Here is a 12542-nt window from a genome sequence, read left to right on the forward strand (position 1 = left end):
TCAGCGTTCTTCGCGGAAGGCGGTGTGCTTCCCGGCGAGCGGGTCGTACTTGCGCAGGACGAGCCGGTCGGGATCGTTGCCGCGGTTCTTGCGCGTCACGTAGGTGACGCCGGTCCCGGCCGTCGACTTCAGCGTGACGACGGGACGCATGCTGTTGCGTGCCATGAGGTCCTCCTTTCACCCACACCCCCGGATTGACCGGAGCATGCCAGTTACATGGTGTGGAACACGCACTCCGGCCTCTTCATTCCCGACCGGCACGAAGCTCCGGCCGCCGCAGGCCCTTCGGCACGGCTGTCCGCACTCAGGTCGGCAGCACGACCACCGGTGCGCCGCCCGTGCACGGCCTCGGCAGGCATCGGCAGGGCATCGGCGCTGCCAGGCGAGGACGGCAGCGGCCCAGTCCCCCGCCCAGTCCTCCGCCGGGCCCCCAGCCTCCCGCCGGGCCCCAGTCCGCCGCCGTCGCCGCCGGGTCCCCCGGCCCCCCCGCCCCGGTGCCTGTGGATCCGGCGATCGCGGTCGGCTGCGAGGGCAGACACCGCACCGGGGGCGCACCCGGCTCGGGGCACCGCTGGTCCGGTTCGGTGAACCAGGAGGCGAACCCGCCCCGTCGGCGGTGACGGGACGGCCGTACGACAACCGCTCGTCTCCGTTGTGACCGACGAGGAACGCAAGGTGACGGCAGTCGTGGACCGTGAGCGTCGCGCGTTGACCGCTGCGCGGGAGTGTTCGTCCTGCCGGGGCCGGGGCCGGCGCGGCCGCCCGGCGGCGGACCGGCGGGGTCCGGCGGCGGAGCAGCGGGGGCCGGCGTTCTGGAGCCGATGCCGCCGGAGGGCTGGGAGCTGATGGCGGGGGCTGGGTCGGCCCTACTGCCCCCCGGGGGGAGGGGGCGTAGGGCCGACAGACGCTCGGAGGGCCGGGGGGTGGGCTGTTCCGAGCTATATCGGGCTGCTGCCCGCTTCTGGGGATGGTATGCATGCGCATCTCGACGCTTCGTGCCCGGATCCCGCCGCGGCGGCGGGTGCGCGCCGCCGGGTCTACGCGGCCCAGGTGTGCTCCAGCACGGTGCGGAAGGTGGCGGGCTCCCGGCCGATCAGCTCGGCCAGGGTCGGGTCGACGGCGGTGAACTCGCCGTTGCGTGCCGCCGCGAAGATGCTCAGCATCAGGTCGGCGATCGGGGCGGGGGCGCCGTGCGCCAGGACCTGTTCGCGGAAGGCGTCGTCGGACAGGACGGTGCGGGTGAAGGGCCGCCCAGTGGCCTTGGCCGCCGTCTCGGCGACGGCGTCGAAGTCCAGCGCCGCCGGGCCGGTGAGCGGCGGGGTGGGCCCCTCGAAGCGGCCTTCGTCGGTGAGGATCGCCGCGGTGGCCTCGGCGAGATCGTCGTGGCCGGTCCAGGCGACGGGGCCGTCGGCGGGCAGGGCGATGTCGCCGGTGCGGCGGGCGGACTCCAGGAACTGCAGGGCGCTGGCGGCGTAGAAGCCGTTGCGCAACGCGGTCCAGGGCAGGCCGGTGGCGCGCAGCAGGTCCTCGGTCCGGGCGTGGTCACGGCATGCCTGGAAGCGGGAGTCATGGGCGGCGCCCATCTGGCTGGTGTACAGGATGCGGCCGGCTCCGGCCTTCACGGCGGCGTCGATCGCGGCACGGTGGCCGGTGACGCACTCCTCGCCCGTGCGGTCGAGGGAGACGAGCAGCAGCTGTTCGGCGCCCTCGAAGGCGTGGAGGAGCGAGGCGGGGTCGTCGAAGCTGCCGCGCCGGACGCGGACGCCGCGCTCGGCGAGGTCCCGGGCCTTGCGCGGGTCGCGGACACTGACGCCGACGCGGTCGGCGGGGAGACGCTCCAGGAGGCGCTCGACGGTGCGGCGGCCGAGCTTTCCGGTGGCTCCGGTCACGATGATCATGAGGGTCTCCCAGCAATGGTTCCAGTGGAATCAGTTCCACGATAACACTGGAACTAACGGTGGAAGCAAACCCCGGATATCATCGATACATGCCGATTCGCGACACCCCCGACAGCCCCCGCCACCGCATCATCGAGGCGGCCGTCGAGCTGCTGGAGAGCGGCGGCCCCGACGCGGTGAGCACCCGCGCGGTGGCCGCCGCGGCCGGGATGCAGCCACCGGCCATCTACCGCCACTTCGGCGACAAGGAAGGGCTGCTGCAGGCAGTCGCCGAGCACGGCTACGCGCAGTTCCTGGAGAGCAAGCACGCACAGCTCGACCTCGCGCCCGAGGACCCGGTGGAAGAGCTGCGCCGCGGCTGGGACATGGTGGTGGAGTTCGGAGTCTCGCGCCCCGAACTGTTCGCCCTGATGAACCGGGCCACCGGCTCGGGGACGGACGCGGCACACCGCGCGGGCCTGGAGATCCTCCGCGGCCGGGTGCGCCGGCTGGCGGCCTCGGGATGGCTGCGCGTCGACGAGGACCTGGCCGCCCAGATCATCCAGGCCACCGGCCAGGGCGGGGTCACCACATGGCACGCCACCCCCGCGGAACGCCGCAACCCGGCGCTGCTGACCATCCTTCGCGAGTCCATGGTCGCCGCCGTCACCCGCGCCGAACCGACGGTCCCCGCCGCGGAGTCCGGCCCCGCGCCGGCGGCCCGCGCGCTGCGCGCCGCCCTTCCCGACGACGCCGACGTGCTGAGCGAGGCCGAGCAGCGCCTGCTGCGCGAGTGGCTCACCCGCCTGGCGGCGGACTGCGGCACGCCGCAGGCCTGAACCTCCGTCAGCCGGCCTCGCTCATGACTCGGCGTCCGTCCCGCAGGCGGAAGCCCTGGGAGCGGCAGGCCTTGAGGCTTCAGAAGGACCGGGAGTGGCCGACCGGGACCAACGACGAAGAGCCGGGCGTATGCTCGCGGCCTCAGCGCCAGTCGGGTACGCCGGAGACGGGCGGCAGACGGGTTTCGATCTTCGCTCGTGTCTCCTGCATCACGGAGATGATGCGGGCCTCGTGTTCCCCGGTCAACCGGGCCACCGGCACCGAGCAACTGATGGCGTCGGTGGCCGGCGTGTCGTACCGCAGGGCGAAGCCGAAGCCGGCGATACCGGGCACCGTCTCCTCGCGATCGATGGAGTAGCCGCACGCGCGCACCTGGGACAGGTCGGCGAGCAGTGCGCCACGGTCGGTGTGCGTGTTCTTCGTGAGAGGAGTCAACAGCTCGCCCGTGAAGGGCAGTTCGTCGTCGGCGCGCTCGGCGAGCAACGCCTTGCCGAGCGCGCCCGCATGCGCCGGGACGCGACGGCCGACCCGGCTGATGGTGCGCAGGTACTCATGGGACTCGCGGGTGGCGAGGTAGACGACGTCCGGGCCGTCGAGCCGTGCCATGTGGATCGTCTCCCCGAGCGCGTCCGACGCCTCGTCGAGGTACGGGCGGACCAGGCGGATGCGCCGGTCGCCGTCGAGGTAGCTGGTGCCGGTGAGCAGGGCGCGGATGCCGATCCCGTAGAGGGAGCCGGTGGCGTCGGTGCGGACCCAGCCGTACTCGACGAGGGTCTGGAGCAGCTGGTACATGCTGCTGCGCGGCACACCAAGCTCCTCCGCGAGCTGATCCAGGCGCGAGGGCTGCTCACCCCGCTCGGCGAGGAGTTCCAGCAACACGACGGTCCGGGCCGCTGACTTCACCCCGCGAACGCCTCTCGTCTGCGACATGCGCTCATCGTAGATCCGCGTCGATTCGGGTCTGCGCACCCATTGACCCGTCGCGTTCACGGTTCTAGCCTCCATCTGCATACATAGACAGCATCTGCATACAGGGACGGGCGACGGGCATGACAGCAATCAGCACCGAGGCCGCAGGGGTCGTCCAGCGGCTCCGTGAGGGAATGGCCGGCGGGGTACTGTCCTTCCCTCTCACGAGCTTCCGGGACGACGGCGGTCTCGACCTGGCCGCCTACCGGGCATACCTGGCCGGCCGGTTGGACAGCGCACCCGGCGCGGTGTTCCCGGCCTGCGGGACCGGGGAGTTCTTCTCGCTGGACGAGGACGAGTACCGGGCTGTCGTGCGGACCACGGTCGAGGTCACCGACGGGCGGTCGCCGGTGGTCGCGGGCATCGGCTACGGCTGGGCACAGGCCCTGCGCTTCGCCCGTATCGCGGAGGAAGCCGGCGCGGACGCCGCGCTGGTCATGCCCCACTACCTGGTCGGGGCCCCGCAGGACGGTCTGGTGGAGCAGCTGCGCCGCATCGCCGACGGCACCCGGCTGCCACTCATCGCGTACCAGCGCGGTCAGGTCTCCTTCACCGCCGACAGCCTGCGCCGGATCGCACAGATCCCCACCGTCATCGGCCTGAAGGACGGACACTGCGACCTCGACCGGCTCCAGCGCCTCACGCTGGCCGCGCCCGACGGCTTCCTCTTCTTCAACGGCGCCTCTACCGCCGAGATCCAGGCCCGTGCCTACGCCGCCGTCGGCGTGCCCGCCGACTCGTCGGCCGTCCACGCCTTCGCACCCGAGATCGCGAACGCCTTCTTCGCCGCTCTGCGGGACGGGGACGACGCGGGCGTGACCAAACTCCTGCGCGAGTTCTACGTCCCGCTGGTCGAACTGCGCGACCGGGTGCCGGGTTACGCCGTCTCCCTGGTCAAGGCCGCCGCCCGGCTGCGCGGCATCCCGGTCGGCCCGGTGCGCGCCCCGCTCACCGACCCCGGCCCGGCCGACCTTGCCGATCTGGAGAAGGTGCTGGACCACGGCCTGAGTCTGGTGGGCGCCGTACGACGGCCCGCTTGACGAACCCGGTCACCTCTCGTCCCCGGCCGCCCCCGGCCCTGCCACGCGCCAGTGCCCTCTGCCTTCCGAGACGTGCGGCCGTTCTCGCCGTACGCCGATCGGGCCGCCCGGAGCCGACGGAGCGTCCGGCTGCCCAGCCAACAGTTCAAAGGGGAACTGTCATGCCCATACTCGTAGTCGGGATCAGTGTTCTGATTCTGCTGCTCCTCATGACCAAGCTGAAAGTCAACGGCTTCGCGGCCCTCCTGCTCGTGGCGGTCGGCGTCGCACTGGTCCGGGGAATCCCGGTGGCGACCATCCCGGACGTCCTCTCCGAAGGCATCGGGGACCAGATCGGCGACACCATGCTCACCATCGGACTCGGTGCCATGGTCGGCCGCGTCATGGGGGACTCGGGCGCCGCTCAGCGTATAGCCGGCAAGCTCCTTGACGCTTTCGGCCCGCGCGGGGTTCAGGTGGCCATGGTGGTCACGTCCATGCTGATCGGCGTGACCATGTTCTACGAGGTCGCGTTCGTCATCGTGGTGCCCATAGCCTTCACCCTGGTCAGGGTCACGGGGGTGAAGCTGCTGTGGGTCGGCCTGCCGATGTCCATCGCCCTGTCCACCATGCACAGCTTCCTGCCGCCGCACCCCGGTCCCACCGCGGTCGCCGCGACCTTCCACGCCTCCGTCGGGCTCACGCTGTTCTACGGCCTGTTCATCGCCGTTCCCGCCGGTGCGCTCATCGCCCTGACCTGGCCTCGCCTTCCATTCATCAAGGCGATGAACCCGTCCATCCCCAAGGGACTGGTCAGCGAGCGCGAGTTCACCGACGAGGAGATGCCCGGGCTGGGCTGGTCGCTGTTCGTGGCGCTCTTCCCCGTGGTGCTGATCGTAGCCGCCGCCGTGACCGACATGGCCACCTCCACCGAGAGTCCGCTCCTGCACGCCGTCGCCTTCATCGGCTCGGCCCCGATCGCGTTGCTGCTGACCCTTTGCCTGGCGACGTGGGCGTTCGGACCGCGGATCGGCCGCAGCCTGGACGACGTCGGCGCCTCCTGCACCTCGGCGGCCAAGGCGATGGCGATGATCCTTCTGGTGATCGGCGCCGGCGGGGCCTTCAAGAACGTCCTCGTCGAAGGCGGGATCTCCGACTACATCAAGGACACCACAGAACACTGGTCCATCTCGCCGATCATCCTTGCCTGGCTCATCGCCGTCATCCTCCGCATCGCGCTCGGCTCGGCGACGGTCGCCGTCGTCACGGCCTCCGGCGTGGTGCTGCCGCTCCTGGCGGGCAGCGGGGTCCACCCGGAGATCATGGTGCTCGCCGTCGCCTGCGGTTCCATCGCGTGCTCCCACGTCAACGACCCTGGATTCTGGCTGTTCAAGGAGTACTTCAACCTCTCCGTCGTCGAGGCGATCAAGGTCCGCACCACCTACACGACGGTGCTCGCCGTTCTCGGCCTGGGAGGCGTCCTGGCGGCCGAGTGGGCCCTCGACATCCTCAGCCTCTGAACCAGAACCCCCTGAACCGCAAACCTCTGATCACCCGCACCATCCCATCCGCAGAAGGACACCCGATGAGTATCGGACAGCCGACCGTCACGGCGCTCTCCGTCTACCCGGTCGCCGGCCGGGACAGCATGGAGCTGAACCTCTCCGGCGCCCACGGCCCCTACTTCACCCGCAACATCGTCGTCCTCACCGACTCCGAGGGACGCACCGGACTGGGCGAAGTACCCGGTGGGGAGAAGATCACGCAGACGCTGCGCGACGCCGAGCCGCTGGTCGTCGGGGCGAAGGTGGGCGACTACAAGCGCGTCCTGCGCGAAATCGGCGACCGGTTCGCCGACCGCGACACCGGCGGACGGGGCGCCCAGACCTTCGACCTGCGCACCACCGTCCACACGGTCACCGCCGTCGAGTCCGCACTGCTCGACCTGCTCGGGCAGCACCTCGACGTGCCCGTCGCGGCGCTCCTGGGCGACGGGCAACAGCGCGATTCCGTACGGGTGCTGGGCTACCTCTTCTACGTGGGTGACCCAGACCGGACCGACCTGGAGTACGTCCGGGAACCCGACTCCCCCGTCGAGTGGTACCGGGTCCGGCACGAGGAGGCCCTGACGCCCGAGGCGATCGTCCGTCAGGCCGAGGCGGCCTACGGCCACTACGGATTCCGGGACTTCAAGCTCAAGGGGGGCGTCCTCGCGGGTGCCGAGGAGGTGGCGGCCGTACGAGCCCTCAAGGACCGCTTCCCCGAGGCCCGCATCACCCTCGACCCCAACGGCGCGTGGTCACTGAGCGAGGCGATCGAACTGTGCCGGCCGCTGGCCGGCACGCTCGCCTACGCCGAGGACCCCTGCGGAGCCGAGGACGGCTACTCCGGACGGGAGATCCTCGCCGAGTTCCGCCGCGTCACCGGCCTCCCCACCGCGACCAACATGATCGCCACCGACTGGCGTCAGATGACCCACGCCCTGGCCCTCCAGTCGGTCTCCATCCCGCTGGCCGACCCGCACTTCTGGACCATGCAGGGCTCCGTCCGGGTGGCGCAGCTGTGCAACGCGATGGGACTGACCTGGGGCTGCCACTCCAACAACCACTTCGACATCTCCCTGGCCATGGTGACCCACTGCGGCGCGGCGGCCCCCGGCCAGTACAACGCCCTGGACACCCACTGGATCTGGCAGGAAGGGCTGGAACGCCTCACCACCGCCCCACCGCGCATCACCGGCGGCGAGATCGCGGTCCCGGACGCGCCGGGGCTGGGCATCCACCTCGACATGGACCGGCTCCTCGCGGCCCACGCTCTCTACCAGGAGAAGGCGTTGGGGGCCCGCGACGACGCCGTCACGATGCAATACCTCATTCCTGACTGGAAGTTCGACAGCAAGCGCCCCTGCCTGGTGCGGTAGGCGACTGTTCGCGGACCCGCCTTCGTTCCGGCCCACCCACCAGCAGCAGTACGGCGATGCACCAGGACCAGAATCACTTGTCACTCCGCATCCAAGCTCCCGGAATAATCGCGGGAGAAGCATGAGATACGTAGGCAAGGAAGCAACACGGATGCTGCTACGTGATGTTGGGTACGGCGACGTCGACGCCTACGTTCGGATGCGATGCGACCCGGCCATGACGGCCGAGGGGGTGTCTCAGCCCCAAGGTGTCTCAGGCGGCGCAGCTCCCAAAGACGAGACGTGCCGGGCGTCGCGGCCACGTGCCGCAGCGGCCGCTCAGAGGTGGCCGTCCAGGAACTTCCGTACCTCGGCGTTGGTCATGGGCCCCGTGCCGTGCGCCACCGCCTCTCCCTCCTTCAGCAGGACGTAGGAGGGGGCTCCGGTGATCCCGTATCGCTCGGTTGCGGCCGGACAGCGCGTGATGTCGGCGCGGACGGCCGTCAGGCGGCCCGTGTAGTCGTCGGCGATGCCACCCACGACGAGGTCCATCACCCGGCAGGGCTCGACCGCCTTGGGCCAGGTCCCGGTGAAGTACGCGAGGACCGGAACTTTGCTCATCTCGAGGATGAAATCGAACTCCGCGTCCTCACGGGGGCGGTGAACCCGCTTCGCCATGGAAGCTCCTGACCTCACGTTCCGTCATTCCATCCCCATCATCCCTCGCGCGGTGTGCCAGGCCGGCCCGGCCGGTCGTCCGGCTGACCGGTCGTCCGGTTGACCTGTCGGAAGGGAGGCGCGGGGCCGTCGCAGAACCACGGTGGTCCCCGGCGCGAGCGGCCTCTGGTGACCCGGCCTGGCCGCCGGGCCGGTCACCCAGCCGCAGCCCGCCGCGCGCCCGAGGCCGAACGCCAGGCCACCCGAGACTTCATGATCAGGCGGAGGCGAAAGCCTCCTCGGGGGCGTCGTCGAGGACGAATCCGTTGTCGAGCCGGACGCGGACCGTGACGCGGAGCATCCGTCGCTGGTGGGCGGCCCACTCCTCTTCCAAGGCCCCCACCTGCTCCTCCAGTTGCTTTCTGCTCCCCGGGGGCATCTGGTGGCCGAAGTCGTCGAGGAGCGACTTGAGGCGCAGGTACTCCCGGACCTCGTGGCTCTGCCGGCGGTGATGCTCGTCCACCCGCTCGACAGTGCCCTCGATGCCTGCCGCCAGGGCCACAGAGGCGGCGAAGGCGCCTGTCTCCTGCGGGGGCTCCTCGGCCGGGGTCACCGACCCGGCCAACCGGAGGTCCGCCGCCAGCCGCACCCGTTGGCCCACGCTCAGCATCATCGGTCCTTCGTCTTCCTCGTCGGTGCGATCCGGCAGACGTGGCGTCGCCAGGCGTACCGGAGAGGAGAGGATCATCCCATCCTCGCGCGCCGCCCGTACGCGCCTTCGAAGCCGATGGCGCGCAGCTGCACGAGTGGCAGCGGCGCCGATCCTGCCGGGCACCGCGGTGCAGGGGCTCGATGCCGGGCGATGGCCGCGTGACAGCAGGAACACCCCTGGTCCAACTCGCCGGCCACGCCGGCGTGTACGGCGGGTGCGTGCCTCCGAGATCCCCTCGAAGCGATTACTTGGCTAGCCACCCATTCGGTGCTACTTTTATGTGGCTAGCCACAGAAGGTGGTCGGCGCAGCATCCCACATGAGGAGAGCACCGTGATGAAGGCCATCGTTTTCGACGCGTTCGGCGGCACCGAGGTTCTGCACGATGCGGAGATCGACATTCCTCAGCCCGGCTTCGGCCAGGTCCGGGTGCGTGTACAGGCTGTCGGCGTCAACCCGGTGGACGGCAAGATCCGCTCCGGTGTCATGGAGGCCATCTTCCCCACCACGCTGCCCGCCGTCCCCGGCGGGGAGATCGCCGGTGTGGTCGACGCCGTCGGCGAGGGCGTCGACCACCTGAAGGTGGGAGACGAGGTCCTGGGCTGGTCCGACACCGGCTCCTACGCCCAGTACGCCCTGGCGCCCGCGGCCGTCCTCGCGCCCAAGCCGGCCGGCCTGGACTGGGCACACGCCGCCGCTCTGCCTGTGGCGAGCGATGGCGCCGAACGCGTGCTGGACCTGCTCGGCGTCACCTCGGGTGAGACGCTGCTGATCCACGGAGCGTCCGGCGCGCTCGGCACCATCGCCGTCCAGCTCGCCGTCGCCCGCGGCGCCCGCGTGATCGGCACGGCCGGAGCCGCCAACCAGGAGTACGTCACCTCGCTCGGCGCGAGCGCGCTGGTCTACGGCGACAACCTGGTCCAGCGGGTCCGCGAGCTCGCCCCCGAAGGAGTGGACGCCGTCTTCGACGCCGCGGGCAAGGGCGCACTGGAGGACTCCATCATCCTGCGCGGCGGCACCGACCGGATCGTCACCACCGCCGACTTCCGCGCCCGCGAACTCGGCGTCGTCTTCGCGGAGGGCCCGCAGCGCCGCTCCGCCGCGCGGCTGGCCGAACTGGCCCAGCAGGCCGCCGGCGGCACACTGGTGACCACGCTCAGCGCCACCTACCCGCTGGCAGAAGCCGCCAAGGCGCAGCAGGCCAGCGACGCCGGCCACAACCGCGGCAAGATCGTCCTCACCGTCGACTAGCCGGTCGCCCTCAACTCTTCAGGCCAGGGAGCAAGAAATGTCCGACACCACCGCATCGGAGCTGCCGGACGCGGCGCGCGAGGGGCGCTTGAGCTACGCCGTCTTCCAGCTCGCCCGCGCCCACCGCGGCCACGCCGCCGCCATGCTGCGCGCCCTGAACCTGCACCCGGGACAGGAACTGCTGCTGATGCAGCTCTTCGACCGCGACGGCCAGACGCAGGGAGAACTGCTGGAGCGGGTCGGCCTCGACCACTCCACCGTCTCCAAGTCACTGCGCCGCATGCAGGAGGCCGGACTGCTCACCCGGGAACCCGCCGCCCACGACCGGCGGGTCATGGTGGTCAGCCTCACCGATGCCGGCCGTGCCCTGCAGGAGCCCATCGCCGGCATGTGGCGCACCCTGGAGCAGATTTCCGTACGCGATCTGACCCCCGACCAGATCGACATGTTCACCACATGTGCGCGCACCATCGAGAAGTCCGTCAGGGACCACAGCCGACAGGCACCCGCCGGGTAATCGGGCACGACCAGGCGGCCCACCCGCCAGGCCGACCGCCCCCTACCCCGCGCGCAGAGCTGCTCTCCGTACGCATCGCGTGGCCGCCGATGCCATGTCTCCGGCCTATCTGCGACGGCTGTGTGAGGCGATGGCGGACAGCCCGCTCGCCCGCAACGGAGCGGCGGGCTCCGCCTGGAGCGCACGGACGGTCTGGCTGGACGTCAACCCCGCCTCCCTCGCCGCCGCCCGCCTCACCGTCGGGCTGTCCGCACCCGACCACTTCACCCGCCCCGTCTTCAACCAGAAACGGGGCCACATCAAGGGCGACGGTCACGACGCCACCCACGACGCCACCCACGACGAAGGAGAATGACCCGCCGTGGGAGACATCGACGACGCCCTCGAGCGGCCCCAGGTGTCCTCGCGCAGAATGCAGGCGAAGGCGGCCGGTGCTGTCGGTGGTGCGGAGCCGGACGGTGCCGATCGGGTCGCCGTCCAGGGCGATGCCGAGCACGTGCAGGGTGCGGGGGTGCGTCCGGCTGCCGGTCCTGGCTTCGCACCCCGTCAGGTGACGTACCGTCACACCCGGGCGCCGGCCGCGGGTTCGGGTCGCTGTGCTGCCCGGGCTCACCCGCCTTCGCCGGCCGGCGGGGTGCGCCGGTTGCTATTGAGGGCGGCGGCCGGTGAGGTGTTCGTCAGGGGGGTCGGCCAGGGTGATGCGGGCCGTGATGCGCTTGCCGACCGGTTCCTGGTCGATGAGGAGAGCCTCGGTGACGGCCTTGACGATCTCCAGGCCGTGCTGGCCGATCCTGCCGGGGTCGACGGACCGGGCCGCGGGCACCCTGGGGTCGCTGTCCCACACCACGACGTCCACGACGCGGACCGTGATGCGCAGTTCCATCAGGACGGGACCTGGGGCGTACTTGAGGGCGTTGGTGACCAGCTCGCTGACCACCAGTTGCGTGAGGTCTCTCGCCCGTGCGGGCACGGGCAGGTGATGATCGGCGTGGGCCTGGTCGAGAAAGGCGACAGCGTGGCGGCGGGCGTCGGCGATGCAGCCGTTGTCCCCGTCCAGGGCGTAGCCGGCACGCATCAGGTGCTCATCCGGTTTGGTACAGCCCTCGCCGTCGCCATGGGATCCCACTGCTTTCCCCTCATTCCCCGTGCATGAGTGCGCGAGTACCCATCCTCCCGGCATACATGGCAGAGGCATGTTGTTCGGCGTAGTCGTCCAATGCATCCGGCCGGGGTGGTGGGGCAGGCTCATCCGCGCAGGCCGTGGCCCGGGGCCAGCGTATGCGCAGTCAGGGAGACGGTGACCCGCATCGAGCAGGCAGACCGGCTGGAGAGGCTGTCTGCCGAGCACCGCGTGGCCGTCGGCGTCCGTGCCGTCACCGTGCGGGGCGCGAGGCGAAAGACGGCTGCCGCACCGATGGCGCCGGGGCCGAATCTGCGGCAGACGCGGGCCGACGGCCGCTTCGGCCACCAGCCGGGCTTCCCGGGGCGTCATCGGGGCTGATCCGTCGGGCGATCCGCTCGGCGCCGACCAGGTCCTTCCCCCTTCGATGCCGGCCCGGTCCGGCGACGGCGCGCAAGACCTCGTCACGTCCTCGTCGTGCGCGGTCGGATCCTCGTCGTGCGCGGTCGGGCTCGGGAAGGCGGTGCGTCTTTCCTCACGGGTGTGGCCCGGCGCGGCGCCGTTGCGGGCTGCGGGTCAGGTGCCGACTGTGTGCCGGGAGGCGGCGCGGCGGTGTTCGGCGTTGATGCGCTGGGCTTCTTCGAGCTGGTCTTCGAGGATGATGATGCGGCAGGCGGCCTCG

14 protein-coding genes and 1 pseudogene are annotated in these 12542 nt (G+C 70.9%); 8 read left to right on the forward strand and 7 right to left on the reverse strand.

Translation table 11 applies throughout. From position 1 onward, the window contains the following. The gene (gene rpmG / locus ACIRPU_RS41355) at positions 1-165 is read right to left on the reverse strand and encodes a 50S ribosomal protein L33 (protein WP_403877480.1); all 165 of its coding nucleotides are present in this window, start codon (positions 163-165) and stop codon (positions 1-3) included. An 872-nt stretch (positions 166-1037) separates the two neighbouring features. Beyond that, positions 1038-1898 carry an SDR family oxidoreductase gene (locus tag ACIRPU_RS41360; protein WP_403877483.1) on the reverse strand — a complete coding sequence of 287 codons (861 nt, stop codon included), beginning with the start codon at positions 1896-1898 and terminating at the stop codon, positions 1038-1040. A gap of 89 nt (positions 1899-1987) precedes the next feature. On the opposite strand from ACIRPU_RS41360, the gene ACIRPU_RS41365 reads away from it, so the two are divergent. Next, a complete protein-coding gene (locus ACIRPU_RS41365) occupies positions 1988-2716 on the forward strand; it encodes a TetR/AcrR family transcriptional regulator (protein WP_403877486.1) in 729 nt (242 codons plus the stop codon). 142 nt (positions 2717-2858) lie between these two features. On the opposite strand, the gene ACIRPU_RS41370 is transcribed toward ACIRPU_RS41365, so the two are convergent. Continuing rightward, on the reverse strand, positions 2859-3647 hold the full coding sequence (locus tag ACIRPU_RS41370) for an IclR family transcriptional regulator (RefSeq protein ID WP_403877488.1): 789 nt from the start codon (positions 3645-3647) through the stop codon (positions 2859-2861). A 119-nt stretch (positions 3648-3766) separates the two neighbouring features. Here ACIRPU_RS41370 and ACIRPU_RS41375 point away from each other — a divergent pair, with 119 nt between their 5' ends. The 3 genes from ACIRPU_RS41375 (at position 3767) to ACIRPU_RS41385 (ending at position 7625) form a co-directional block, all read left to right on the forward strand. Next, positions 3767-4726: a 5-dehydro-4-deoxyglucarate dehydratase gene (locus ACIRPU_RS41375; RefSeq protein ID WP_403877491.1), complete on the forward strand. Its 960-nt coding sequence runs from the start codon at positions 3767-3769 to the stop codon at positions 4724-4726. A gap of 161 nt (positions 4727-4887) precedes the next feature. Next, positions 4888-6225 carry a gluconate:H+ symporter gene (locus ACIRPU_RS41380; protein ID WP_403877494.1) on the forward strand — a complete coding sequence of 446 codons (1338 nt, stop codon included), beginning with the start codon at positions 4888-4890 and terminating at the stop codon, positions 6223-6225. A 71-nt stretch (positions 6226-6296) separates the two neighbouring features. Then, the gene (locus ACIRPU_RS41385) at positions 6297-7625 is read left to right on the forward strand and encodes an enolase C-terminal domain-like protein (protein ID WP_403877516.1); all 1329 of its coding nucleotides are present in this window, start codon (positions 6297-6299) and stop codon (positions 7623-7625) included. 318 nt (positions 7626-7943) lie between these two features. Here ACIRPU_RS41385 and ACIRPU_RS41390 read toward each other — a convergent pair whose 3' ends face one another. Further along, positions 7944-8282 (reverse strand): thioredoxin family protein, encoded by a 339-nt coding sequence (locus ACIRPU_RS41390; RefSeq protein ID WP_403877497.1) that lies wholly within the window; start codon positions 8280-8282, stop codon positions 7944-7946. Between the two features lie 256 nt (positions 8283-8538). Next, positions 8539-9009 (reverse strand): hypothetical protein, encoded by a 471-nt coding sequence (locus ACIRPU_RS41395; protein WP_403877500.1) that lies wholly within the window; start codon positions 9007-9009, stop codon positions 8539-8541. Positions 9010-9308: 299 nt separating this feature from the next. On the opposite strand from ACIRPU_RS41395, the gene ACIRPU_RS41400 reads away from it, so the two are divergent. The 3 genes from ACIRPU_RS41400 to ACIRPU_RS41410 all read left to right on the forward strand — a co-directional run bounded on the left by ACIRPU_RS41400 (position 9309) and on the right by ACIRPU_RS41410 (position 11095). Beyond that, positions 9309-10223 carry an NADP-dependent oxidoreductase gene (locus ACIRPU_RS41400; RefSeq protein WP_403877503.1) on the forward strand — a complete coding sequence of 305 codons (915 nt, stop codon included), beginning with the start codon at positions 9309-9311 and terminating at the stop codon, positions 10221-10223. A 37-nt stretch (positions 10224-10260) separates the two neighbouring features. Next, entirely contained in the window at positions 10261-10740 is a 480-nt protein-coding gene (locus ACIRPU_RS41405) for a MarR family winged helix-turn-helix transcriptional regulator (protein WP_403877506.1), read from the forward strand. Between the two features lie 130 nt (positions 10741-10870). After that, entirely contained in the window at positions 10871-11095 is a 225-nt protein-coding gene (locus ACIRPU_RS41410; RefSeq protein WP_403877508.1) for a hypothetical protein, read from the forward strand. A gap of 291 nt (positions 11096-11386) precedes the next feature. On the opposite strand, the gene ACIRPU_RS41415 is transcribed toward ACIRPU_RS41410, so the two are convergent. Continuing rightward, positions 11387-11815, reverse strand: a complete 429-nt coding sequence (locus tag ACIRPU_RS41415) for an ATP-binding protein (RefSeq protein ID WP_403877510.1) — start codon at positions 11813-11815, stop codon at positions 11387-11389. Positions 11816-12037: 222 nt separating this feature from the next. Between ACIRPU_RS41415 and ACIRPU_RS41420 the strand changes: the two genes are divergently transcribed. Then, a complete protein-coding gene (locus ACIRPU_RS41420; protein ID WP_403877513.1) occupies positions 12038-12241 on the forward strand; it encodes a hypothetical protein in 204 nt (67 codons plus the stop codon). Positions 12242-12436: 195 nt separating this feature from the next. Here the strand turns inward: ACIRPU_RS41420 and ACIRPU_RS41425 are convergent. Continuing rightward, positions 12437-12542: pseudogene (locus ACIRPU_RS41425) on the reverse strand (MerR family transcriptional regulator); the annotation flags it as partial.

This window comes from Streptomyces sp. NPDC102259 (assembly GCF_044766465.1).
Classification (GTDB): Bacteria; Actinomycetota; Actinomycetes; order Streptomycetales; family Streptomycetaceae; genus Streptomyces.